The sequence below is a fragment of the Aeromonas sanarellii genome, from assembly GCF_000820085.1.
Lineage (GTDB): Bacteria > Pseudomonadota > Gammaproteobacteria > Enterobacterales > Aeromonadaceae > Aeromonas > Aeromonas sanarellii.
On the sequence record NZ_CDBN01000021.1, the window covers coordinates 185,205 to 208,016 of the forward strand.

The 22,812-nt window shown below is 65.3% G+C and carries 21 protein-coding genes; 10 read left to right on the forward strand and 11 right to left on the reverse strand.

Translation table 11 applies throughout. From position 1 onward, the window contains the following. The first annotated feature begins 11 nt into the window (after window positions 1-11). The 5 genes from BN1132_RS04420 to aroG all read left to right on the forward strand — a co-directional run bounded on the left by BN1132_RS04420 (window position 12) and on the right by aroG (window position 5,810). Complete coding sequence (locus BN1132_RS04420) at window positions 12-761, forward strand: electron transfer flavoprotein subunit beta/FixA family protein (protein WP_042075592.1); 750 nt, start codon at window positions 12-14, stop codon at window positions 759-761. Between the two features lie 97 nt (window positions 762-858). Next, on the forward strand, window positions 859-1,788 hold the full coding sequence (locus BN1132_RS04425) for an electron transfer flavoprotein subunit alpha/FixB family protein (protein WP_042075363.1): 930 nt from the start codon (window positions 859-861) through the stop codon (window positions 1,786-1,788). A 224-nt stretch (window positions 1,789-2,012) separates the two neighbouring features. Then, window positions 2,013-3,101, forward strand: coding sequence for a 3-phosphoserine/phosphohydroxythreonine transaminase (gene serC / locus BN1132_RS04430; protein ID WP_042075365.1), 1,089 nt, complete (start codon window positions 2,013-2,015; stop codon window positions 3,099-3,101). Window positions 3,102-3,273: 172 nt separating this feature from the next. Beyond that, window positions 3,274-4,557: a 3-phosphoshikimate 1-carboxyvinyltransferase gene (aroA, locus tag BN1132_RS04435; RefSeq protein ID WP_042075368.1), complete on the forward strand. Its 1,284-nt coding sequence runs from the start codon at window positions 3,274-3,276 to the stop codon at window positions 4,555-4,557. Between the two features lie 197 nt (window positions 4,558-4,754). After that, window positions 4,755-5,810, forward strand: coding sequence for a 3-deoxy-7-phosphoheptulonate synthase AroG (gene aroG, locus BN1132_RS04440; RefSeq protein WP_042075370.1), 1,056 nt, complete (start codon window positions 4,755-4,757; stop codon window positions 5,808-5,810). A 95-nt stretch (window positions 5,811-5,905) separates the two neighbouring features. Here the strand turns inward: aroG and BN1132_RS04445 are convergent, their stop codons facing one another. Then, a complete protein-coding gene (locus tag BN1132_RS04445) occupies window positions 5,906-6,628 on the reverse strand; it encodes a TerC family protein (protein ID WP_408853338.1) in 723 nt (240 codons plus the stop codon). Window positions 6,629-6,746: 118 nt separating this feature from the next. Here BN1132_RS04445 and BN1132_RS04450 point away from each other — a divergent pair, with 118 nt between their 5' ends. From BN1132_RS04450 to BN1132_RS04460, 3 genes are all read left to right on the forward strand, one after another. Continuing rightward, window positions 6,747-7,862 (forward strand): ATP-NAD kinase family protein, encoded by a 1,116-nt coding sequence (locus BN1132_RS04450; protein WP_042075375.1) that lies wholly within the window; start codon window positions 6,747-6,749, stop codon window positions 7,860-7,862. Between the two features lie 107 nt (window positions 7,863-7,969). Next, on the forward strand, window positions 7,970-8,248 hold the full coding sequence (locus BN1132_RS04455) for a YfcL family protein (RefSeq protein WP_005332956.1): 279 nt from the start codon (window positions 7,970-7,972) through the stop codon (window positions 8,246-8,248). A gap of 99 nt (window positions 8,249-8,347) precedes the next feature. Next, window positions 8,348-10,012: an AMP-binding protein gene (locus BN1132_RS04460; protein WP_042075377.1), complete on the forward strand. Its 1,665-nt coding sequence runs from the start codon at window positions 8,348-8,350 to the stop codon at window positions 10,010-10,012. A gap of 79 nt (window positions 10,013-10,091) precedes the next feature. On the opposite strand, the gene cdd is transcribed toward BN1132_RS04460, so the two are convergent. The 3 genes from cdd to BN1132_RS04475 all read right to left on the reverse strand — a co-directional run bounded on the left by cdd (window position 10,092) and on the right by BN1132_RS04475 (window position 12,303). Next, window positions 10,092-10,973: a cytidine deaminase gene (cdd, locus tag BN1132_RS04465; RefSeq protein WP_042075380.1), complete on the reverse strand. Its 882-nt coding sequence runs from the start codon at window positions 10,971-10,973 to the stop codon at window positions 10,092-10,094. 225 nt (window positions 10,974-11,198) lie between these two features. Next, entirely contained in the window at window positions 11,199-11,885 is a 687-nt protein-coding gene (locus BN1132_RS04470) for an LrgB family protein (RefSeq protein WP_042075382.1), read from the reverse strand. A 58-nt stretch (window positions 11,886-11,943) separates the two neighbouring features. Continuing rightward, a complete protein-coding gene (locus BN1132_RS04475; RefSeq protein ID WP_042075385.1) occupies window positions 11,944-12,303 on the reverse strand; it encodes a CidA/LrgA family protein in 360 nt (119 codons plus the stop codon). A 131-nt stretch (window positions 12,304-12,434) separates the two neighbouring features. Between BN1132_RS04475 and BN1132_RS04480 the strand changes: the two genes are divergently transcribed. After that, on the forward strand, window positions 12,435-14,150 hold the full coding sequence (locus BN1132_RS04480) for a glycoside hydrolase family 36 protein (RefSeq protein WP_042075387.1): 1,716 nt from the start codon (window positions 12,435-12,437) through the stop codon (window positions 14,148-14,150). Between the two features lie 73 nt (window positions 14,151-14,223). On the opposite strand, the gene BN1132_RS04485 is transcribed toward BN1132_RS04480, so the two are convergent. The 6 genes from BN1132_RS04485 to BN1132_RS04510 all read right to left on the reverse strand — a co-directional run bounded on the left by BN1132_RS04485 (window position 14,224) and on the right by BN1132_RS04510 (window position 20,225). Then, window positions 14,224-14,730: a hypothetical protein gene (locus BN1132_RS04485; protein WP_042075388.1), complete on the reverse strand. Its 507-nt coding sequence runs from the start codon at window positions 14,728-14,730 to the stop codon at window positions 14,224-14,226. 148 nt (window positions 14,731-14,878) lie between these two features. Then, window positions 14,879-16,306 carry an exodeoxyribonuclease I gene (sbcB, locus tag BN1132_RS04490; RefSeq protein ID WP_042075593.1) on the reverse strand — a complete coding sequence of 476 codons (1,428 nt, stop codon included), beginning with the start codon at window positions 16,304-16,306 and terminating at the stop codon, window positions 14,879-14,881. A gap of 210 nt (window positions 16,307-16,516) precedes the next feature. Further along, window positions 16,517-17,227, reverse strand: coding sequence for a metallophosphoesterase (locus BN1132_RS04495; protein WP_042075389.1), 711 nt, complete (start codon window positions 17,225-17,227; stop codon window positions 16,517-16,519). Between the two features lie 198 nt (window positions 17,228-17,425). Further along, window positions 17,426-18,196: an ABC transporter substrate-binding protein gene (locus BN1132_RS04500; protein WP_042075391.1), complete on the reverse strand. Its 771-nt coding sequence runs from the start codon at window positions 18,194-18,196 to the stop codon at window positions 17,426-17,428. Between the two features lie 53 nt (window positions 18,197-18,249). Then, on the reverse strand, window positions 18,250-19,065 hold the full coding sequence (locus tag BN1132_RS04505) for a carbon-nitrogen hydrolase family protein (RefSeq protein WP_042075392.1): 816 nt from the start codon (window positions 19,063-19,065) through the stop codon (window positions 18,250-18,252). An 8-nt stretch (window positions 19,066-19,073) separates the two neighbouring features. Continuing rightward, complete coding sequence (locus tag BN1132_RS04510; RefSeq protein WP_042075393.1) at window positions 19,074-20,225, reverse strand: methionine aminotransferase; 1,152 nt, start codon at window positions 20,223-20,225, stop codon at window positions 19,074-19,076. A gap of 114 nt (window positions 20,226-20,339) precedes the next feature. Between BN1132_RS04510 and BN1132_RS04515 the strand changes: the two genes are divergently transcribed. Next, window positions 20,340-21,230 carry a LysR family transcriptional regulator gene (locus BN1132_RS04515; RefSeq protein ID WP_042075394.1) on the forward strand — a complete coding sequence of 297 codons (891 nt, stop codon included), beginning with the start codon at window positions 20,340-20,342 and terminating at the stop codon, window positions 21,228-21,230. A 71-nt stretch (window positions 21,231-21,301) separates the two neighbouring features. Here the strand turns inward: BN1132_RS04515 and araA are convergent, their stop codons facing one another. After that, window positions 21,302-22,801: an L-arabinose isomerase gene (gene araA, locus BN1132_RS04520; protein ID WP_042075395.1), complete on the reverse strand. Its 1,500-nt coding sequence runs from the start codon at window positions 22,799-22,801 to the stop codon at window positions 21,302-21,304. Between the last annotated feature and the right edge of the window lie 11 nt (window positions 22,802-22,812).

Below are 22,812 nucleotides of genomic sequence, written 5' to 3' on the forward strand. Positions count from 1 at the left end.
GGATGACCGCCATGAAGCTGCTGGTCGCAGTCAAACGGGTCGTTGATTACAACGTCAGGATCCGGGTCAAGGGCGATGGCTCCGATGTGGAGCTCGCCAATGTGAAGATGGGTATGAACCCGTTTTGTGAAATCGCGGTGGAGGAGGGGGTCAGGCTGCGGGAAGCCGGGGTGGCGAGCGAGCTGGTGGTGGTGACCTTGGGCCCCGAGGCGGCGGCCGAGCAACTGCGCCACGCCCTGGCCCTGGGGGCGGATCGGGCGCTGCACTATGTGACCGACGAGATCCTGACCCCGCTCACCGTGGCCAGGGCGCTGCAAACGGTGTGCGAGCAGGAGCAGCCCAGTCTGGTGCTGCTCGGCAAGCAGTCCATCGATTCGGACAACAATCAGGTGGGGCAGATGCTCGCCGCCCTCAATGACTGGCCACTTGCCACCTTCGCTTCTGCTATCAGGCTGGTGGAGGGGGAATTGCAGGTGACCCGCGAGATAGACGGCGGCCTCGAGACCCTCGGCATGGAGCTGCCCGCCGTGGTGACCGTGGACTTGCGCCTCAACGAGCCGCGTTTTGCCTCGCTCCCCAACATCATGAAGGCGAAGCGCAAGCCGCTGGAGAGCCAGCCGTTTACCGCCCTCGGGGTGGTACCGGCCGGCCAGACCCGGCAGCTCGGGGTGATGGCGCCGCCGGTGCGCCGTGCCGGCATCAAGGTGGGCTCGGTGGACGAGCTGCTGGACAAGCTCAAGCACGAAGCCGGGGTGCTCTGATGGGCGGGGTAGGGATGCCTCCCGCAGGCCAGGGCGCCGTGCGTGGGGCAAGGGCCCCGGGGAGCGCGAGATCAATGGATGACATTAAGGTGCTGCCATGAGCGTACTTGTGATTGCGGAACATCATCAGGGGCGGATCGCCGACAACCTGGCCCAGCTGGTCACGGCGGCGGGGCTGCTGGGGGGCGAGGTGCACCTCCTGCTGCTGGGGCAGGGGCTGACGGAGGCGGGCGAGCAGGCCGCCGCCCTCACGGGGGTGAGCCGGGTGCTGCTGGCCGAGCACCCCATGCTGGCTGAGGAGTTGAACGACGGGGTCGACAAGCTGCTGGCCAGCGTGGTGAAGGACTACCAGCACTGCCTGATGGCGGCCAGCAGCCAGGGCAAGGATCTGCTGCCGCGGGTGGCGGCGCGGCTCGGCGTCGAGATGATCGCTGAGGTGATCGGTATCGAGGGGCCCGATACCTTCCTGCGCCCCATCTATGCGGGCAACGCCGTTGCCCGGGTGGCGAGCAGTGCCCCCGTCAAGGTGCTCACCGTGCGGCCCACCGCCTTCGCCAAGGCCGGGCCCGGCGGCGGTCACGCCGTGATAGAGCGTCTGCCGGTGACCGAGGTGTGCTGCCGTACCCGCCTCATCGAGCGGCGTGCGGTGCGCTCGGCACGGCCCGAGCTCGGGGCGGCCCGTGTGGTGGTCTCCGGCGGGCGTGCGCTCGGCTCGAAAGAGCAGTTTGCCCTTATCGACGCCCTGGCGGACAAGCTGGGGGCCGCGGTCGGGGCGTCGCGGGCGGCGGTGGATGCGGGTTATGTCTCCAACGACCTGCAGGTGGGACAGACCGGCAAGGTGGTGGCCCCCGAGCTCTATATCGCGGTGGGCATCTCGGGCGCCATCCAGCATCTGGCGGGGATGAAGGAGTCCAAGGTGATCGTCGCCATCAACAAGGATGCCGAGGCCCCCATCTTCCAGGTGGCGGACTACGGCCTGGTGGGGGATCTCTTCACCCTGCTGCCGGAGCTCACCGCCAAGCTGTAAATCTGTCGACGCGGGGCGGGAGGCGTCAATGGTGCGCGCTTGCTCCCATATCCACGCATGTTCTCTGCAAGCCCTGACTCGTTCAGGGCTTTTTTCTGGTCGGTGCCCGGCGGCGCGGGGGCAAAAGCTTGCGCCGGATCCCAAAAAGCCTTTGCCCCCACGGGGGCCTGTCGTGTAAAAACGTTCGAGTCATCGATCACTCTCATCCACTCACGGAAAGCGTCATGAGCAAACAGATTTACAACTTCTGCGCCGGCCCCGCCATGCTGCCGGTTGAAGTCATGGAGCGCGCCCAGCGCGAATTTTGTAATTTCCAGGGGCTGGGAGCCTCGGTCATGGAGCTGTCCCACCGTGGCAAGCCCTATATGGCGGTCGCCGAGAAGGCCGAGGCGGACCTGCGCGACCTGCTGTCCGTGCCGGACAACTACAAGGTGCTCTTCATGCACGGCGGCGGCCGGGGCCAGTTCTCCGCCGTGCCCATGAACCTGCTGGGGGGCGCCAACAGGAAGGCGGATTACCTGGTGACCGGCGTCTGGGCCCAGAGCGCCGTGGATGAAGCCCAGAAATATGGCGACATCCAGACCTTCCAGGGGGTGGCCAAGAACGAGCAGGGAGTGTCCCACCTGCTGCCGACCCCGGCGTTTCGCGCCGACGCGGCCTATGTGCACTACTGCCCGAACGAAACCATCGACGGCATCGAGATGTTCGACATCCCGGCCACCGGCGATGTACCCCTGGTGGCGGATCTCTCCTCCACCATTCTCTCCCGTCCCCTCGACGTGAGCCGCTTCGGCATCCTCTATGCCGGCGCCCAGAAGAATATCGGCCCCTCGGGCCTGGCCATCGCCATAGTACGGGACGATCTGCTGAACCAGGCCCGCGCCGACGTGCCCTCTGTCTTCGACTACCGGCTCACCGCCAAGCACGACTCCATGTTCAACACGCCGCCCACCTACGCCTGGTATCTGGCCGGCCTGGTGTTCGAGTGGCTCAAGGAGCAGGGTGGGCTTGAAGCGATGGAGGCGCGCAACAAGGAGAAGGCCGACTTCCTCTACGGCTACCTGGATCAGTCCAGCTTCTATGGCAACAAGGTGGATGCGGCCTGCCGCTCCCGCATGAACGTGCCGTTCCAGCTCAAGAACGAGGCCCTGGACGGACTCTTCCTGGCCGAATCGGAGGCCGCCGGCCTGCTGGCGCTCAAGGGGCACCGCATTGTCGGTGGCATGCGTGCCAGCCTGTACAACGCCATGCCGCTGGAAGGGGTCAAGGCCCTGGTGAGCTTCATGGATGACTTCGCCAAACGCCACGGCTGAGGCGTGTTTCCCCGATAGCATTGACGCCGGGAATGCCCGGCGTCTGTTTTTCCAGAAGATCCTGACCGCCGACGTTCTCGTCCCGGTTTTGTGCCGCCGCCGGTCTTGCCGCGCGGGGCGCGGGCTGCTAACGTCCGGTCAGGTGATTTACTTGAGATCGTACAGGAAGTCTATGAATTCGTTGCGTTTGGAACCCATTTCTAGCGTGGCCGGGGTGGTCAATCTGCCCGGCTCCAAGAGCGTGTCCAACCGGGCCCTGCTACTGGCAGCCCTGGCCCGTGGCACCACCCGGCTCACCAACCTGCTCGACAGCGACGACATCCGCCACATGCTGGCGGCGCTGACCCAGCTTGGCGTGAAGTACAAGCTCTCCGCCGACAAGACGGAGTGCACAGTGCACGGTCTGGGTCGCAGCTTCGCGGTCAAGGATCCGGTCAACCTGTTCCTCGGCAACGCCGGCACCGCCATGCGACCGCTGTGCGCCGCGTTGTGTCTGGGCTCCGGCGAATACACCCTGGGCGGCGAGCCACGCATGGAAGAGCGCCCCATCGGTCATCTGGTGGATGCCCTGCGCGAAGCGGGCGCCCACATCCAGTACCTGAAGAAAGACGGCTATCCGCCCCTGGTGGTGGATGCCAAGGGGCTCTGGGGTGGCGACGTCCACGTCGACGGCTCCGTCTCCAGCCAGTTCCTGACGGCGTTTTTGATGGCGGCCCCCATGGCGGCCGGCGACACCCGCATCCACATCAAGGGGGAGCTGGTCTCCAAGCCCTACATCGACATCACCCTGCACATCATGAAGCAGTTCGGGGTGGTCATCGAGCACGACGACTACAAGGTGTTCTACATCAAGGGCAACCAGAGCTATGTCAGCCCGGGTGACTTCCTGGTGGAAGGGGATGCCTCCAGCGCCTCCTACTTCCTCGCGGCGGGGGCCATCAAGGGCAAGGTGCGGGTCACCGGCATCGGCAAGCACAGCATCCAGGGGGACATCCACTTCGCCGACGTGCTGGAGAAGATGGGCGCCCGCATCACCTGGGGCGACGACTTCATCGAGGCCGAGCAGGGCGAGCTGCACGGCATCGACATGGACATGAACCACATCCCGGATGCGGCCATGACCATCGCCACCACGGCGCTGTTCGCCAAGGGCACCACCACCATCCGCAACATCTACAACTGGCGTGTGAAGGAGACCGACCGCCTGCACGCCATGGCCACCGAGCTGCGCAAGCTGGGCGTGGAGGTGGAGGAGGGGCACGACTTCATCACCGTCACCCCGCCAGAGCAGCTCAAGCACGCGGCCATCGACACCTACAACGATCACCGCATCGCCATGTGCTTCTCCCTGGTGGCCCTGTCGGACACCCCGGTCACCATCAACGATCCGGGTTGTACCTCCAAGACCTTCCCGGATTACTTCGACAAGCTGGCCAGCGTCAGTCAGGCCGTTTAAGCCCGTCGGGCCCGCCTTGGTGCGGGCCTTTTCGTTTCAGCTCCCCGCCAGCCTCCCGCCAGTAGCAGCATTGATAAAACTTGCAAGGTTACGCAATAAAATTCTTTATAGGAGAATGTAATTTTCTATTTACACCGTCCCGGCAGAGGGCTAGATTGGGATCTCTTCATCGCAGTCATCTAGCAGGAAACTTGGTCATGCAGCATCAAACCGACGACGTTCGTATCAGTGAAATCAAAGAGTTATTGCCCCCGGTTGCGGTGCTTGAGAAGTTTCCGGCGACCGAGACCGCATCAAATACCGTGTTTGAATCCCGTCAGGCCATCCACAACATCCTGGCCGGCGAGGATCGGCGCCTGCTGGTGGTGATCGGCCCCTGCTCCATCCACGATCCGGTTGCCGCCCTGGAGTACGGCAAGCGCCTCAAGGTGCTGCGCGACGAGCTGAAAGATCAGCTGGAGATAGTGATGCGGGTCTACTTCGAGAAGCCGCGCACTACTGTGGGCTGGAAGGGGCTCATCAACGACCCCTACCTCGACAACAGCTGCCAGATCAACGACGGCCTGCGCCTGGGGCGCAAGCTCTTGCTGGATCTCAACGACATGGGGCTGCCGACCGCCTCCGAATTCCTCGACATGATCACCCCGCAATACGTGGCGGATCTGATGAGCTGGGGGGCCATCGGCGCCCGCACCACCGAGTCCCAGGTACACCGCGAGCTGGCCTCAGGTCTCTCCTGCCCGGTGGGCTTCAAGAACGGCACTGACGGCACCATCAAGGTGGCCATCGACGCCATCGGCGCCGCCAGCGCCCCGCACCACTTCCTGTCGGTGACCAAATACGGCCACTCCGCCATCGTCTCGACTCGGGGCAACCCGGATTGCCACATCATACTGCGCGGTGGCCGCGAGCCTAACTACAGTGCCGCCCACGTGGGCGAGGTGGTGAAGGGGCTGGAGAAGGCCGGTCTGCCCCAGAAGGTGATGATCGACTTCAGCCACGCCAACAGCAGCAAGCAGTTCAAGAACCAGATGCTGGTGGCCGAAGACGTGGCCGGTCAGCTGCGTGCCGGCAGCAAGGCGGTGTTCGGCGTCATGGTGGAGAGCCACCTGGTGGAGGGTCGCCAGGATCTGGTGGAAGGGTGCGAGCTCACCTTCGGCCAGAGCATCACGGACGCCTGCATCGGCTGGGCCGATACCGAGGTGCTGCTGCGCAACCTGGCGGATGCCGTGGCTACCCGCAACGCCCTCTGAGCCGACGGGCAGGCCCTGCCCGCCCATGGCGATGAACAGACAATAAAAAAGCGCGACCTCGGGTCGCGCTTTTTGTTGGCTCTTGAAGAGGGGGCTTACTTGGCCCGCTCCTGATGGCCGCGCAGGCGGATGTTGATCATCTCCACCACCAGCGAGAAGGCCATGGCGAAGTAGATGTAACCCTTCGGAATGTGCAGATCCAGCCCCTCGGCCATCAGGGCGACCCCGACCAGGATGAGGAAGGCGAGGGCCAGCATCTTGATGGTGGGGTGGGTGTCGACGAAGTCGCCGATGGCCTTGGCGGCAAACATCATGACGCCGACGGCGATGACGATGGCCAGCACCATGACAGGCACGTGATCCGCCATGCCGACCGCGGTGATGACGGAGTCCAGGCTGAAGATGATGTCGAGGATGGCGATCTGCACCAGGGTCGACAGGAAGCCGGCGGTCTTGCTCACCACCCCCGCCTCTTCGGCGGCCCCTTCCAGGCTCTGGTGGATCTCGTGGGTACTCTTGGCGATGAGGAACAAGCCCCCCACCAGCAGGATCAGATCCCGACCGGAGATGGCCTCATTCAGCACGCTGAACAGCGGCTCGGTGAGGCGCATCACCCAGGCCAGGGAGAGCAGCAGCAGGATGCGGGTGCCCATGGCGAGCCCCAGCCCCAGGATCCGCGCCTTCTGGCGCTGCGCCTCCGGCAGGCGACCCACCAGGATGGAGATGAAGATGATGTTGTCGATACCCAGCACGATCTCGAGCAGGGTCAGGGTGGCGAGCGCGACCCAGGCGGAGGGGTCAGCAATCCATTCCAGCATGATTGAACCTTGGTTGAACTTTGGTTGAGGGGTGAAGTCGCGCATTCTAGCAGGGGGTTATGGCTTGTCCCAGTGGCGGGAAAAGATAAAAATGGCGGCGATCCAACAGGAGGGAAACATGTTTCGATTAGGGCTCATCATCAACCCCGTCGCCGGCATCGGCGGGGCCGTCGGTCTCAAGGGCAGCGACGGCATGGTCGCCGAGGCGCTGGCGCGGGGCGCCGTCCCCAAGGCCCGGGAGCGGGCACGCCAGGCCCTGTTGCCCCTGTGCGAGCTGACCACGCCATTCGAGCTGCTGACGGTGGCCGGGGAGATGGGGGCCGGGCTCGCCGCCGAGCTGAACCTGCCCCATCGCATCGTTTACCAGCCCGCCGGGGCCCAGACGAGCGCCGAGGACACCCGGGCCGCCGCCCTGGCTCTGCGCGAGGCCGGGGTGGATCTGCTGCTCTTCGCCGGTGGCGATGGCACCGCCCGGGACATCTGCGCCGCCGTGGGGGAGTCCTGCCATGTGCTCGGCATCCCGGCGGGGTGCAAGATCCACTCCGGGGTCTACGGGGTGACGCCGGCGGCGAGCGGCCGGGTGGTGGCACGGATGATCGCCGGCGAGCTGCTGAGCCTGGTGGATGCCGAGGTGATGGACATCGACGAGGAGGCGTTCCGGGCGGGCAAGGTGCGTGCCCGCCACTACGGCCAGCTGCTGGTGCCCGGGGATCTGCGCTACGTGCAGGCGACCAAGCAGGGCGGAAAGGAGTCCGAGGAGCTGGTGCTCGCCGATCTCGCCGCCGGGGTGGTGGAGCAGATGGAACCCGATACCCTCTACCTGATGGGGTCGGGGAGCACGGTGGCCGCCTGCATGGCGGAGCTGGGTCTCGAAAATACATTGCTCGGTGTGGATCTGGTGGAAAATGGCCGGCTTATCGGGCAGGATCTGTCCGCCGCGGATATCCTGACCCGGATCCGCGGCCGTCGCTGCCGTCTGATCATCACCCTGATCGGCGGTCAGGGACATCTGTTCGGGCGCGGAAATCAGCAATTGAGTCCAGACGTGATCCGGGCCGTCGGGCGAGACCATATCCAGGTGCTCGCGACCAAGACCAAGCTGGCGGCCCTCGATGGCCGTCCGCTGGTGGTGGATACCGATGACCCGGCACTGAACCGGTCGTTGAGTGGTTATCTGCGCATAACCACGGGATACAAGGATCAGGTCATCTACCCGGTGGCCAACCCGGAATAGGACATCAAGGATGCGGCTGGCCTGGCGCCAGAGAGCCGCGATCAACCGGATCGCGGTTCCACTCCCCCGAATTTTTGCCGGCAACCCCGGAAATGAGGCTGCGTTAAATGACGATTCACGATTTTGAACACAAGTTGTTGGGACTGATCGACGCCATGGTCGCCACGGCCAGCGAAGACGAGCTGTTTGCGGGCGGCTATCTGCGGGGTCACATCTCCCTCGCGGTGGCCCGTGCCGAGCTGGAGGGCAAGACGCTGGTGCGGGACGTCAAGAGCTATGTGCTGCGCAGCCTGAACGAGGCCATCCTGCAGGGGGAGCTCTCCGAGCAGGACGAGGTGCTGGTGCAGGAGATGTGGAAGCGTCTGCAACAGCAGGCGGAAGCTTGATCCCATTCGCAGTTCAAACACAAGTTTAAGTAATCTGCTTCCCTGAGTGTTATCAAAAGGTTAATAATGAGGCTCGCCTTTTGTTTCAGGGATTAAACCATGGCCTCCTCCGCACGCATTGCCAACAAACTGCCGCTCGAGATGCTCTATCACTGGGAGCGGCAGTGTCCCGACCGGATCTACCTTCGCCAGACCATCCACCGCGAGTACGTCGACTTCACCTGGGGTGAGGTCGCCGACGAGGCGCGACGCATGGTGACGGCACTGCGTGCCCTGGGGCTGGCCCCGGGGGACAAGGTGGCCCTGCTCTCCAAGAACTGTGCCCAGTGGTTCATCGCCGATCTGGCGATGCAGATGGGGGGCTACGTGAGCGTACCTATCTACCCCACCGCCAACGTCGACACCATCGAATACGTGCTGCGCCACAGCGAGGCCAGGGCGATCTTCGTCGGCAAGCTGGACGACTGGAAGAGCCAGGAGGCGGGGGTGCCCGGCGACCTGCTGCGCATCGCCTTCCCCTATGACACCATGCCGGCGGCCCACCAGTGGGACGATCTGCTGGCGCAATACGACCCCATCCCGGATAGCCCGGTGCAGGCGCCGGATGCCCTGCTGAGCCTGGTCTACACCTCCGGCAGCACCGGCAAGCCCAAGGGGGCCATGCTGAGCGTGGAGCGTTACGCCTGGTCCTGCGAGAAGCTGGTGGAGGCGGTCTCCCTCACCGCGGAGGATCGCGGCTTCTCCTATCTGCCGCTCGCCCACATCACTGAGCGGGTCTACATCTACGGCGGCAGCCTGTTCAGCGGTGCCACCATCGCCTTCCCCGAGTCCCTCGACACCTTCATCGAGGACGTCAAGCGCTGCCGTCCCACTGTCTTCATTTCGGTGCCGCGGCTCTGGGCCATGTTCCGCATCAAGATCCACGAGAAGCTGCCCCAGAAGAAGCTCGATCTGCTGCTCAAGATCCCGTTCATTTCCGGCCTGGTGAAAGGCAAGCTGCAAAAGGGGCTGGGACTGGATCAGGCGCGGGTGCTGGGCTGCGGCTCGGCGCCGGTGGCGCCGGCCCTGCTCGAGTGGTATCACAGCATCGGCCTCAATATCACCGAGGCCTGGGGCATGACCGAAAACCACGCCTACTCCACCCTCAACTACCCCTTCCGGGCGGACAAGATAGGCACCGTCGGCAAGGCGGGGCCAGGGGTGACCATCAGGATCTCCGAGGAAGGGGAGATCCTCTGTCGCTGCGACGGCATGATGGTGGGCTACTACAAGGATCCAGAGCACAGCCGCGAGGCCATCGACGAGGAAGGCTGGCTCCACACCGGAGATATGGGCAAGCTGGATCGGGAGGGCTACCTCACCATCACGGGGCGCATGAAGGACGTCTTCAAGACCGCCAAGGGCAAGTACGTGGCCCCGGTGCCCATCGAGGGGATGCTGGGGCAGGAGCCCATCATCGAGCAGCTGTGCGTCATCGGCTACGGCATGCCGCAGCCGGTCGCCCTGGTGCAGCTCGCCGAGAGCGCCATGAAGGCCGACAGGGCCGGGGTGGACGCCGAGCTGGAGGCCGCCCTCGATCGGGTCAACGACAAGCTGGAGTCCCATGCCCGCCTGCGCGGCATCCTGGTGGTCAAGACCCCCTGGAACATCGAGAACGGGGTGCTGACCCCCACCATGAAGATCCGCCGCCACCTGCTGGAGCAGAAGTACGCGGACATCGGCGAACGCTGGTCCGGCAGTCAGCGCATCCTGTGGGAGTCCTGACAGGGGAGAGAGAGCGGTATCTGGAAGACACATGCAAACAGGGGAGCCAATGGCTCCCCTGATTCGTTCCGGCGCGGGATCAGACCGCCAGGTACTCCAGCTGGACGGCGCCCAGGGCCTTGAGGGTGGACTGGGCCGAATCCCGCTGGCTGATCTGGCCATCCTTGCTCTCCAGCAGCACGGCGCGGCGGACGGTGGCGAGATCCTCGCCATTCAGCACCGCGTGGGCGCAGGCCATCTGCATCGGCGGCAGGCTGGGGTTGAAGGCGGCATTCTCGGCATAGCGGCCACAGAAGATGCGCCCGTCCTCGAACTGCAGCGCCACCGCGGCATAGCCCTGGCTGTAGGGGGCATAGCTCTGACGGGCGGCGGCCAGTGCGGCCTGCCACAGGGGATCGTCGCTCTCGAGCTTGAGCTCGTCGTGGGCCTGGGGGCTCATCAGGGCGTCGGTGATCTCGAGATCGGCGGGGCCGAAGGAGTGGGGCAGGAAGGATTGCAGCTCGCTCAGGTCGTCCGGCAGGGAGACCTTGAGGATCTTGGCGGTGCTCAGTTCGTTCATGAACTGGCGGCAGTGGCCGCAAGGGGTGTAGTTGACGGTGATCTCCGAGATCCCGGTCTCGCCGCCGAGCCAGGCGTTGGAGATGGCGGACTGCTCGGCGTGCACCGAGTGGAACAGCCCCTGGCCCGCGAACTCCATGTTGGCGCCAAAATACCAGGTACCGCTCAGGCCGCAGGCGATGGCACCGACAAAGAACCTGGAGATGGGCGCCACCGAGCAGGCGGCCGCCAGCGGCAGCAGGGCCAGGCGCAGGGCCCTGTCATCCAGCCCGGTGGCGGCTTTCAGGGTCGCCACCTGACTGGGGGTGAAACGGGCCTGGAAATCGTCCCCCAGCATGGGGCGCAGACTGGCCTGGAGCGGGGCGGAAAGGGTCTCGAATGGCTTGGCAAAGCGGGGATGCATACTGTGTCCTCAAAGGCCAATTGGGGGGCCATTGTAGGGAGCAAGCGCGGCGAAATGTGTGAGCGCGCTCACGCCTTGATGGGCAAAGGGCCGGGGATGGTAAAGGAAACGTTTGTCTTTCGCAATCTGTGCGCCAGCTCCCGGCATCAGGGGGTGAGGGTATCGTATGGAGATGGTGAATGGGCACAGAGGCCATGGCCGCAGGGGCGGCCATGGCAGCGGGGATCAGGTCAGCCAGTGGTAGAGGGCGAACAGCAGGGGGGCGATGGCCGCGGTCAGCACGCCGCACACCACCATGGCGAGCGACGAGAAGGCCCCTTGGGTGATCCCCTGCTCGGCGGAGGCGGCGGTGCCGATGGCGTGGGCACAGGCTCCCATGGCGAGCCCCTGGGCCTCGGGGTCGGTCACCCGCATCAGGCGGAGCAGGGGGTAGCCCACCAGGGCCCCCAGGATCCCCACCACCACCACCACGGCGGCGGCGATGGCGGGAATGCCGCCGAGGGACTGGCTGACACTCATGGCGAGCGGGGTGGTGATGGACTTGGTGGCGATGGAGGCGAGCAGCGCCGGATCCGCCCCCATCAGGTGGCCAATCCCTAGCGTGGTGCAGACCGAGATGAGCACAGAGGTGAGGGTGCAGAGGAGGATGGGTTTGAGCTTGTCCCGGATCTGGCGCGCCTGCTGGTAGAGGGGCAGGGCCAGGGCCACCACGGCGGGCTCCAGCAGGGCGGTGAGGGGGGCGGCGCCGCCCTGATATTGCGTCAGCGGCAGATCGAGCCAGAGCAGCAGGCCGATGATGACGGCGGTGGGGATCAGCACCGGATTGATGACGGGCCAGGGCAGGCGGCGGTAGAGGGCCCGGGTCATGAAATAGAGCGCCAGGGTCAGGGGAATGGCCAACCAGAAGATCATGGCTGCATCCTTGTGATGACAGGGTGAGGTGACGTGAGCGGCAGGGCGAACCAGAGCATCATGATCGGTTCATCCTCTGATAGAGGTGGCCGACGGCGGCCAGGATCAGCACTATGCCGAGTACCACGCAGAGCATGATGAGGCCAAACGACTGGCGCAGGGGCTCGAGCCAGGCCACGAGACCGACCGCCACCGGCACGAACAGGACGCCCATGTGGCGCAGCAGCAGGCCGCCCCCCAGCTCGACCCAGGAGAAGCGGATGAGCTGCAAGGAGAGCAGCACGAACAGCAGCAGCATGCCGAGGATGCTGCCGGGGAAGGCGAAGGGCAGCAGGGCGGCCAGGGCCTTGCCGGCGAGGAGGCAGGCGATGATGACCAGAAAATCACGAAGGTAGAGCAGGGTGCGTCGGAGCAGCACGGGGGCCTCATCTTGGCAACTGTGAGCGAGGTCGCAGTTTAACAGGCGCGGGGGGCATGGAACAGGGTCAACTGACCCGCAGGGGATACAATGGCCCCAGCATAGTCCCCAATCCACAAGCAGGAGATCCCATGTCGTACCCCTCTCTTCTGGCCAGGCTGCGCCAGCTGCCCGCCGATCCCGCCCTGTCATCCCGGCTGTTGCAGACCCGCCAGTGGGAGGGCCCTCTGTGCCGGGTGAGGCTCGACAACACGGGCAGCACCGCGGAGTCGGTGCACCGGTGGCGGCTGTTCGAGGGGGATCTCGGCATCGATCCCGCCTCGGCCATCTACGGGGAGGGGTTCCAGATGCTGGCCCAGACCATGGGTAGCTGGCAGGCCCCCGAGCCGGTGGGGCGCTGCCCGGACGCCTCTGTCTACCGCATCACCGACGACGACGGCTATCACACCGTCCACAACCTGCTGCTGGTGGCGCAGGAAGGGGGCTGGCTGCTGCTGGCGTTCGCAAGCTGCCAACGCTTTGGCGGCGAGTTTCGCCTCTACCCGGACGGGTGCCTCGAAATAGTGATGAACGCCGAGGGGCGCGCCTTGCCCGCCGGGCAGCACTGGCAGAGCGAGGCGCTGATCTGCCTGGAGGGGCCGGACAGGGAGGCCCTGCTCGCGGCGTTGGCGGACTATATCGAGGCCGAACACGGGACTCTCGTCTGCGGGGTCAAGGCGCGCCCGAGCGGCTGGTGCTCCTGGTATCACTACTATGCCCAGGTGAGCGCGGACGACATTCGCGAGAACCTGGGGACACGGGCCAGCCGCTTTCCCGAGCTGCGTTACGTGCAGATCGACGACGGCTATCATGCTAGGATGGGGGACTGGCTCACCCCTTCCGCCAAGTTCGAGCAGGGGGTGGCCGCGCTAGCACAGGATATCCTCGCCGCCGGCTGCGAGCCCGCGCTTTGGGTCGCCCCTTTCATCGCCGAGCCCGGCTCCCGGGTGTTCCAGCAGCACCCGGAGTGGTTCGTGAAAGGGGAAGACGGCCTGCCGCTCCCCTCCGAGCGGGTCACCTACGGCGGCTGGCGCTGCACCCCCTGGTACGTGCTGGACGGCACCCATCCCGAGGTGCAGGCCCACCTGGAGCAGTTGTTCCACACCCTGCGCGAGCAGTGGGGCATCCACTATTTCAAGCTGGACGCGAACTTCTGGGGCGCCATTCACGGCGGCCGCTTCCACGACCCTGACGCCACCCGGGTGGAGGCCTATCGCCGTGGCATGGCCGCCATCCTGCGCGGCGCCGGGGAGGGGGCCTTCCTGCTCGGTTGCAATGCGCCACTGTGGCCCAGTCTCGGCCTGGTGCACGGCATGCGGGTGAGCGACGACGTGGAGCGCCAGGGAGCCCGTTTTCGCCAGATAGCGCGGGAAGCCTTCTGCCGCGCCTGGCAGAACGACCGGCTCTGGGCGCTGGATCCCGACTGTGTCTGCCTGCGGGATATCCCGGGCCAGCACGCCAGCCGCGCGGAGTACGACTTCCACCTGGCCGCCCTGGTGGCGAGCGGCGGCATGGTGCTCGCGGGAGACAGGCTGCAGGATCTGGACGACGCGCAGGGAGCGCACCTTGGTAAGCTGCTGGCCCTGTGCGAGGGGCGTGCCCCGGCGGCCCGCTTCGACGACATGGGCTTTGCGCGCGGGCGGGTGGCGCTGCCCGGGGGCGGCGAGCTGCTCTGCCTGTTCAACTGGGGTGAACAAGCCACACGGGTCGCGCTGCCGCCGGGGGGAGTGGATTTCTGGGATGATGCTCCCCAGGCAGAGGGGCTGGTGCTGCAGGGGGGCCAGGGGCGAGTGATCCGCTACGGCTGATCCCGGTCAAGGGCCGGGACAGGCATGAAAAAGGCTCCCAAGGGAGCCTTTTTGCCGGAAGGGGCGCTGATCCCTAGAAGTGCCACTCCACGCCGATGGCGTAGTTGGCGGAGCCATAGCCCGGGATCTCGTTGCTGGAGGCGAGCGCCTTGACGGTCAGGCGGTTGCTGAGGGGAATGCCGAGCCCCATGCCGATGGCGATCTCGTCGCTCTGATCCCCCATCATGTCGACCCGCAGGGTGCGATAGAGGGAGAGATCCTGGCTCATCTGGGCATAGATCTGCGACGACTTGTTGTAGAGCTGGCCGAACACCTCCATCTGGAAGCCGTTCTGCGGCGTGATGGCGAGGGGGATGCCGGCGAAGCGGTAGAGATCCGAGTGGTTGAAGTAGCTGTTGGTGATCTGGGGCGTGAAGTCGGTCTGCTGGTAGAGGGTATTGAAGTTGCGCTCGATCAGCCGATAGGTCTGCTCCGGCAGGCGCAGCAGGTAGTCCGGCACCTCGAAACGCACGCCGGCCAGGGCGGCCGAGGGCAGCAAGGCACAGGCGACGAGTGTCAAAGCAGGCAGAGCTGAACGCATAAGACGAGAGATCCCCAACGGTCGAGAGCACGGCATCCATGCCGGTAGCGCATCGTAATTATCAAACTATCAGGAGCTTGGGCCCCGTGCTCATTATGTCTCGCCCGCGGGGTCGGCACAGGGATTTAACTGTGAATCGGCTCACATCTCACAGATCTTCCAGATAGCGGTAGAGACTCTTTAGAATCGCAAAGTTCCGTTCGTTCCCCTGATTCTGTTCGGCCAGGGCTTCCAGGCGGGGCACATAGTCCGGCAGGCGGCGGCTGAAGTAGTCGCTGCAGTGCAGGCGCCAGCGCTTCTGCTCCGCCTCGCTGAGGGTGTGGGGCCAGTTGCGGGCGCGGTAGCGGAAAAGCATTTCCGGCAGCCGTGGATCCGTGAAGGCAAACTCCCGCTCCCCCAGCAGATCCGCCGGGGTGGCGCGCACCAGATCCATGGTGGATTTGTCGCCGTGGCCGAAGAAGCCGGCGTAGAGCTGGGTATCGGGATCCGCATCGCTCTGGCCTGCAAACTCCTGGTTGAACACCTCCACCAGTTTTTCCCGCACCTCGGGGTGGGCGCGCAGCAGATCCAGGCTCTTGCGGCACTGTTCCCGATCGATGCCCAGCTCGTCGGCGCGCTCCGCCGTCAGGGTGGCGGCCGGGGCCAGCACCGGGCACTTGTTGATGTGTACCAGTTTCACCGGAATGGCCGCCAGCTCCCCCAAGTCCTCTTTCCTGGTGTAGAGGCGTTCCCTGATCTCCTCGCTGGTGAGCTCGATGAGGGGGGTGGGGTCGCGGGTCAGATCCACCATGATCACCGCGTTCTGGTTGCTCGGGTGCCAGGCGAGCGGCGACACCCAGCTCGCGCACCCCTGCCAGGGGGAGAACATGCCGGAGACGTGCACCAGGGGCTTCATGGTCACCACGTCGATGAGGGCCTTCACCTTGTTCTTGTTGCGCAGCTCAAAGAGATAGCCGAACAGCTTGGGCTGGGCCTTCTTCACCAGTTTGGCCATCTCTATGGTGGCCAGCACGTCGGAGAGCGCATCGTGGGCGTTGGCGTGGGTCACGCCGTTGGCCACCGTCAGTTTCTCCAGTCGGAAGCTCGGCTTGCCCTCCTCGTCAAAGGCCCACTCTATCCCTTCGGGGCGCAGGGCGTAGCAGGCCCGCAGCATGTCGAGGATGTCCCAGCGGGAGTTGCCGTTCTGCCAGGCGTAGGCATAGGGGTCGTAGAAGTTGCGATACAGGGTGTAGCGGGTCACCTCGTCATCGAAGCGGATGCTGTTGTAGCCGAGCACGCAGGTGCCCGGGGTGGCGAACTCCCCGTGGATCTGGCGGATGAAGTCTGCCTCGCACAATCCGTCCTTCATCGCCTTCTGCGGCGTGATACCGGTGATGAGGCAGGCTTCGGGGTCCGGCAGATAATCCGAGGGCGGCTTGCAATAGATGACCAGGGGCTCCCCGATGACGTTGAAATCGGCGTCGGTGCGAATGCCCGCGAACTGCGCCGGCCTGTCCTTCGCCGGGCTGATGCCGAAGGTCTCGTAGTCGTGGAAGTAGAAGGTGGGCCCGCTGGCCGGGTGCGCTGTGTTGCTCATGTTGTTCGAGATGGGGTATCCGGTGACGGCGGCGTCAGGCGCCGGGGTGGGGGTGCCAGGCACCACAATGGTCAGCATGGTAAACCATAGCGCAGGCGGAGCGAAGCACGGGGCGTCTGCCTGGCGCTTTAATGGGCAACGGGGAGGCTATCTGGCGATAGCCCCCAGGCTCTGCGCTACCCGATGAGCGATGGCTTGAGCGGCCCCGGTTCAGGGCAGGGGGAAGAGAGGGGTCAGGCTGCCCAGATCCAGCAGGGTGAAGTAGCCGCCCTCGTCGGGGTACCAGCCGCCGGTGTCGATGTAGTACACATTGCCAAGGCGTGCCGGGACGCTCACCGGGGTGTGGCCCACCACCAGGGCGACGAGATCCGCGACGCCGCTCTCGTCCAGCCGCTCGATGCGGCGCCTTGACCAGAGGCAGACGTTCTTGATGGCCCGAAGCCTCCCGCCGCTTACCCCGGCATCGAGTTGGTCCAGCAGGCCCTGCCAGGAGGAAAAAGGGCAATCGGCGTGGAGCAGCCCGACGGGCCCGGCCGGGGTCGCCACCTCAATGGCGATCGGCAGGGCACGATAGTGGATGGCGAACTGCGCCTGTTCGGCCGGGGTCAGGCGCTGAAACCAGGCGCCGCCGTTCTGGAGCCAGTTCTCCCGATCGCAGCTCTCGTAGCGGCAGACGTAGTCGTCGTGATTGCCGCAGACGGGGTGAAACCAGGGGCTTGCCAGCCAGTGGAGGACCTCGCCGCACTCGGGCCCGCGATCGGTCAGGTCCCCCACGGAGAAGAGGCGATCCCGGGCAGGATCGAACTCCACCTCCTGGAGCGCCAGCCGCAGCAGCGCGAAATGGCCGTGGATGTCGCCGACGGCGAGATCGCGCCCCTGCGGATTGGGCGCGAAGCGCCTGATGAGGGGCGAGGGTGTCATGGCTTGCCTCCTTGCCTGAGTCGGTGCGCTGTCACGCTGGGTGTGCTATGCCCGGGCATGACCCATACAGGTGCAGCATGGCACGCTTGGTCGCGACCTTGAAGAGGCAAATGCATCGCCCCGTGGCGGCGCATCTCAGGGATAAAAAATGCCAGTCAATGTCGACTGGCATGGTGTGATGGCGGTCCGACGTCGGGATCAGAGCAGATCTTCGAGCTGGTACTTCTTGAGCAGGGTGTTGAAGGTGCCGTCGGCCTTGACGCTCTCGATGGCGGCATCGAAGCGGGCCTTGAGCTTGTCATCGTTCTTGCGCAGGGCCACCGCCACCCCTTCCCCGAGGCTCTTGTCCTGGGTGCCGTTGAACTGGGGACCGACGAAGGCGAACTGCTTGCCCATCTCCTTGTCGAGGAAGCCCACCTTCAACTGCACCATGTTGCCGAAGGTGTAGTCGGCGCGGCCGGACTGCAGATCCAGCATGGGGGACTGGGCGTTGACGTAGCGCTTGATCTTGGCCACCTCGCCATAGCGGGCGGTGACGAAGTTGTCCTGGGGGGTGCCCTCCTGTACGGCGATCACCTTGCCCTTGAAGTGGGCCGGATCGTCGGCAAAGTCGGCGGCCTTGTCGCTGCGCCCCACGAAGCGGTTCTGCATCATGTAGTAGACCTGGCTGAAGTCCACCTTCTGGCGCCGCTCGTCCGTGATGTTCATGGAGGACATGATGGCGTCGTACTTGCGCACTTGCAGTCCCGGCAGCAGGGCATCCCAGGGCTGGTTGATCACCTCGCACTCGGTCTTCATGGCCGCGCACAGGGCATAGGCCAGATCGACCTCGAAGCCGCCGAGCTTGCCGTTGCTGTCGACCATCTCGAACGGAGGGTAGGTGGCGTCGGTGGCGATCACCAGGGGTTTGGCGGCGGCCTGGCCCGCGGTGGCCAGGGCCATCAGCATCATTGCGGTGTTGAGTTTCATGGTCAGTCCCTTGAAGTGTGGTGTCATTCCTAGCGTGCTAAAGGGTGCCGGCCTCAAGGGCCGACGGCTATCTTGCGATGGGTGAGGGCCGGCAACTGGCTGCGCACCGTGCGCTGGGCAGCCAGATCCAGGGTGGCGATGGCAAGGCCCTGACCCTCCTCTACCTGGGCCAGTATCCGGCCCCAGGGGTCGATGATCATGCTGTGGCCGAAGGTGCGCCGTCCACTTGGGTGTTCACCGCCCTGAGCAGACGCGAACACGAACGCCAGATTTTCAACCGCCCTGGCCCGCAGCAGCAGTTCCCAGTGCGCGAGCCCAGTGGTGTGGGTGAAGGCCGCGGGCAGGGCGATGAAATCGGGGGCCGGATCGAGTCGAAACAGCTCCGGGAAGCGCAGGTCGTAGCAGATCCCGACGCGCAGCACGCCCCAAGGCAGGGGATGGCTCACCACCTCCCGGCCCGGGCTCATGGTCGCGGCCTCGTCATACTGCTCCTGCCCGGTGCAAAAGCCAAACAGGTGCAGCTTGTCGTAGCGGCTCGCGAGCTGCCCTTGCGGGTCGATGAGCAGGCTGCTGTTGTGCATCTTGCCGGGCTCGTCGCTGGCGAGCGGCAATGTGCCCGCCAGCAGCCAGATCCCGAGCTCCCGGGCCAGCCCCTGGGCCCAGGCCAGCAGGGGATGATCGCTCACGGGGGCGGCCAGGACCACCCGCGCCCGCTCATTTTCCGGCATCAGGTAGAAGTATTCGGGCAGCAGGGCCAGCTCGGCCCCCTCGGCCGCCGCCTGGCGCAGCAGCGCCTCGGCCTGGGTCAGGTTGTGGTCAAGGTCATCCCCGGAGACCATCTGGAGGACGGCAACGCGCAGTGAATCCATGGTACCCCCTAGACGCCGCACAGGCGCTCGGCGCCCGCCAGCAGGGTGTCGTCGTCCTTGGAGAAGGAGAGGCGGATGACCCGCTGATCCGTGCCGTCGTGATAGAAGGCGGAGACCGGAATGGTGGCGACCCCGTGATCGCGGATGAGCCGCTGCACGAAGAGGCTGTCCGGCTCGTCGCTTACCCGCTCGTAGCTCGCCAGCATGAAGAAGCTGCCCGCCGAGGGGAGCAGGGTCAGGCGCGACTCTGCCAGGGCCGAGACCAGCAGGTCGCGTTTGCGCTGGTAGAAGGCGGCCAGCCCCTGGTAGTGGGCCGGTTGCTGCAACAGGTGGGCGAAGCCGTACTGCATGGGGGTGTCGGCGGCGAACATGGCGAACTGGTGCACCTTGCGGATTTCCTCCATCAGGGGACGGGGGGCCACGCAGTAGCCTACCCGCCAGCCGGTGACGTGGAAGGTCTTGCCGAAGGAGAAGACGGCGACGGAGCGCTCCACCAGCTCCGGATAGCGGATGACGCTCTGGTGCAGGGCGCCGTCGAACACCACGTGCTCGTACACCTCGTCCGAGAGGATCAGGATGTCGGTGCCGCGCACCAGGCGGGCGAGGCGCTCCTGATCCCCTGCCTGCCAGACGGTGCCGGTGGGGTTGTGGGGGGTGTTGAGCACTATCATGCGGGTGCGGGGGGTGATGCGGGCGGCCACCTCGTCCCAGGGAATGGCGAAATCCGGCGCCTTGAGGGCGATCACCACAGGGGTGGCCCCCTGCAACTGGATCATGGGGCGGTAGCTGTCAAACGCCGGCTCGAACATGATCACCTCGTCGCCGGGGTGAACCAGGGCGGTGATGGCGCAGAACAGGGCCTCGCTGGCGCTGGCGGTGATGGTGATCTCCTCGCCCGCGTCATAGTGATGGCCGTAGCTGGCTGCAATCTTGGCTACCAGTTGTTCGCGCAGGGCGGGCAGCCCCGTCATGGGGGCGTACTGGTTTTCACCGGCCAGCATGGCCTCGTGGGTCACCCGGATGAGCTCGGGATCGCAGGGGAAGCTCGGTGCCCCCTGGGAGAGGTTGATGCTGGGGTGGCGGGCGGCCAGATCCCCGATCACGGTGAAGATGGTGGTGCCCACCTGGGGCAGTTTGCTGGAAACCTGGGGGATGGACATGGCGCCGTCACCTGCGTGTGTGAAAGAGGTCCCTTTTTAGCCCCCCCAAGGCTTGCCGGACAACGGATTATTCGGCATGGTATGCATGAGTTTTTCTCAAGCATGGAGGCTTGTATGTTGTCCACCCAGCCGCGCACTCAGCTGCCCCTCTATGGCCTGCAGGTCTTCGAGTGTTCTGCCCGCCACCTGAGTTTCACCCTGGCCGCCGACGAGCTGTGCGTGAGCCAGGGGGCGGTGAGCAAGCAGATCGCCCAGCTGGAGGCACGCCTGGGCCACCTGCTGTTCGTGCGCGGCACCCGTTGCCTCACCTTGACCCCGGCCGCCGAGCGGCTGCTGCCCTTCGTTCGCGAAGGGCTGGCCCGCATGGGGGAGGGGCTCAGCGCCCTGCAGACCCTGCCCCACGAGCAGGCGATCAGCATCAAGGTGCCCTCCTGCGCCAGCCGCTGGTTGCTGCGGCGGTTGCAGGCGTTCGAGGGGGAGGCGGTGGAGGTGCGTGGCAGCCACAGCCATGGCATCGACTTCTCCCGGGAGCCCTTCGATCTCGCCATCGTCTACCAGCCCTGCCTGGGGCGCTATCCCCACAGCCAGCCCCTGTTCCGGGAACGGCTGACCCCGGTCTGCGCCCCCGCCTTTGCCGCCAAGCACCGTCTGTTCGAGCGCGATCTGAACGAGCTGCCCCTGCTGCCCCTGATCCATGCCAGCGCCGATCGGCGGGACTGGCGCAACTGGTTTGCCGCCTTCCTCGACATTCCCTGGCAGCCCCAGGGGGGGCAGCTGTTCGATACCCTGGACTTGGCGATGAACGCCGCGCTGCAGGGGTTCGGCCTCTCCCTCGGGGATCCCACAATCGTGGCCGAGGAGCTGGAGAGTGGCGCCCTGGTCGCCCCCTTTGCCCCCGTGCTGGAGACGGATCACGAATACGCCCTGCTCGCCCGGCCCGACAGCCAGCGCCACGGGGTGCAGCGAGTCTGTCACTGGCTGCTGGAGGGGGATGGTCATCCCTGAGGGGGCGCGAAATGAAACAGCCCCGCGGGCGGGGCTGTTGTCATTGTGATGGCCGCTGGCCGATTAAGGGGTCACTGGCAGATCTTGTAGTAGACCTCGTTCCAGCGCAGTTGCTCCTTGAGCGCGGGGATGCGGGTGTACTCGTCGATGACCACAAACTCGATACCCATGATGTCGGCGAAGGTGCGCAGCTGCTCGATGTCCACCGCCTGGGTGAACACCGAGTGGTGGGCGGCGCCCGCCAGGATCCAGGCCTCGGCACTGGTCTGCAGGTCCGGCAGGGGTTTCCACAGGGCGCTGGCCACCGGGAGTTTCGGCATGGCCTCTGGCAGGTCCACCACTTCCAGCTGATTGACCACCAGGCGGAAACGGTTGCCGAGATCGATGAGGCTGGCGTTGACCGCCTTGCCCGCCGGGGCGGCGAACAGCAGGCGGGCCGGATCGGCCTTCTTGCCTATGCCTAAGTGCTGGGCGTCCAGCACGGGTTTGCCTGCGGCGATGGAGGGGCAGACTTCCAGCATGTGGGCCCCCAGCACCAGATTGTTGCCCGCCTCCAGATGGTAGGTGTAGTCCTCCATGAAGGAGGCACCCCCCGGCAGGCCATATCCCATCACTTTCAGGGTGCGCAAGAGGGCCGCGGTCTTCCAGTCCCCTTCTGCCCCAAAACCGAAGCCTTGCTCCATCAGGCGCTGGCAGGCGAGGCCCGGTAGCTGGTGCAGACCATAGAGATCTTCGAAGGTGGTGGTGAAAGCGCCAAAACCACCGTCGGTGAGGAACTTCTTCATCCCCAGCTCCTGGCGCGCCGCCTCATACAGGGAGGCACGAAGCCCCCCGCCCGCCTGCACCGCCTCGGTCAGGGTGTAGGTCGCCTCATATTCGGCCAGCAGCGCCTCGATGTCGCTTGCGGGCACGGCGTCGATCACCTTGACCAGATCGCCGACCGGGTGGTAGTTCACCTGATAGCCGAACTGGATCTGGGCCTCAATCTTGTCGCCCTCGGTGACCGCCACGTTGCGCATGTTGTCGCCGAAGCGGGCGATCTTGAGGTGGCGGCTGTCGTGGATGGCGGCGGCGACCCGCATCCAGTTGCCTATCTTCTGTCTGGCCTCTTCATCCTGCCAGTGGCCGACCACCACGGTGCGCGGCAGCCGCAGCCTAGCCCCCATGAAGCCGAACTCGCGCCCGCCGTGGGCGGTCTGGTTCAGGTTCATGAAGTCCATGTCGATCTCGCTCCACGGCAGATCCCGGTTGAACTGGGTGTGGAACTGCAGCAGGGGTTTTTGCAACTGACTGAGGGCCGGGATCCACATCTTGGCGGGGGAGAAGGTGTGCATCCACACCATGAGCCCGGCGCAGCGCTCGTCGTGGTTGGCATCCCGGGCTACCGCGCTGATTTCATCCAGGGTGGTACCGGTGGGTTTGAGCACTATCTTGAGGGGCAGGTTCGCCCCCTCGTTGAGCTGGCTGGTGATGGTGTGGGCGTGATCGGCCACCTGCTTCAGGGTGGCGGCGCCATACAGGTGCTGGCTGCCGACCAGGAACCACACTTCCAGCTGTTTCATCAATTCCATGAGTTTGTCCT

What these genes read in the sequence shown, in the direction of transcription:
- BN1132_RS04420 (WP_042075592.1), top strand. Translation starts at nt 12, where the DNA reads ATGAAGCTGCTGGTCGCAGTCAAACGGGTCGTTGATTACAACGTCAGG.
- BN1132_RS04425 (WP_042075363.1), top strand. Translation starts at nt 859, where the DNA reads ATGAGCGTACTTGTGATTGCGGAACATCATCAGGGGCGGATCGCCGAC.
- serC (WP_042075365.1), top strand. Translation starts at nt 2,013, where the DNA reads ATGAGCAAACAGATTTACAACTTCTGCGCCGGCCCCGCCATGCTGCCG.
- aroA (WP_042075368.1), top strand. Translation starts at nt 3,274, where the DNA reads ATGAATTCGTTGCGTTTGGAACCCATTTCTAGCGTGGCCGGGGTGGTC.
- aroG (WP_042075370.1), top strand. Translation starts at nt 4,755, where the DNA reads ATGCAGCATCAAACCGACGACGTTCGTATCAGTGAAATCAAAGAGTTA.
- BN1132_RS04445 (WP_408853338.1), bottom strand. Translation starts at nt 6,628, where the DNA reads ATGCTGGAATGGATTGCTGACCCCTCCGCCTGGGTCGCGCTCGCCACC.
- BN1132_RS04450 (WP_042075375.1), top strand. Translation starts at nt 6,747, where the DNA reads ATGTTTCGATTAGGGCTCATCATCAACCCCGTCGCCGGCATCGGCGGG.
- BN1132_RS04455 (WP_005332956.1), top strand. Translation starts at nt 7,970, where the DNA reads ATGACGATTCACGATTTTGAACACAAGTTGTTGGGACTGATCGACGCC.
- BN1132_RS04460 (WP_042075377.1), top strand. Translation starts at nt 8,348, where the DNA reads ATGGCCTCCTCCGCACGCATTGCCAACAAACTGCCGCTCGAGATGCTC.
- cdd (WP_042075380.1), bottom strand. Translation starts at nt 10,973, where the DNA reads ATGCATCCCCGCTTTGCCAAGCCATTCGAGACCCTTTCCGCCCCGCTC.
- BN1132_RS04470 (WP_042075382.1), bottom strand. Translation starts at nt 11,885, where the DNA reads ATGATCTTCTGGTTGGCCATTCCCCTGACCCTGGCGCTCTATTTCATG.
- BN1132_RS04480 (WP_042075387.1), top strand. Translation starts at nt 12,435, where the DNA reads ATGTCGTACCCCTCTCTTCTGGCCAGGCTGCGCCAGCTGCCCGCCGAT.
- BN1132_RS04485 (WP_042075388.1), bottom strand. Translation starts at nt 14,730, where the DNA reads ATGCGTTCAGCTCTGCCTGCTTTGACACTCGTCGCCTGTGCCTTGCTG.
- sbcB (WP_042075593.1), bottom strand. Translation starts at nt 16,306, where the DNA reads ATGAGCAACACAGCGCACCCGGCCAGCGGGCCCACCTTCTACTTCCAC.
- BN1132_RS04495 (WP_042075389.1), bottom strand. Translation starts at nt 17,227, where the DNA reads ATGACACCCTCGCCCCTCATCAGGCGCTTCGCGCCCAATCCGCAGGGG.
- BN1132_RS04500 (WP_042075391.1), bottom strand. Translation starts at nt 18,196, where the DNA reads ATGAAACTCAACACCGCAATGATGCTGATGGCCCTGGCCACCGCGGGC.
- BN1132_RS04505 (WP_042075392.1), bottom strand. Translation starts at nt 19,065, where the DNA reads ATGGATTCACTGCGCGTTGCCGTCCTCCAGATGGTCTCCGGGGATGAC.
- BN1132_RS04510 (WP_042075393.1), bottom strand. Translation starts at nt 20,225, where the DNA reads ATGTCCATCCCCCAGGTTTCCAGCAAACTGCCCCAGGTGGGCACCACC.
- BN1132_RS04515 (WP_042075394.1), top strand. Translation starts at nt 20,340, where the DNA reads ATGTTGTCCACCCAGCCGCGCACTCAGCTGCCCCTCTATGGCCTGCAG.
- araA (WP_042075395.1), bottom strand. Translation starts at nt 22,801, where the DNA reads ATGGAATTGATGAAACAGCTGGAAGTGTGGTTCCTGGTCGGCAGCCAG.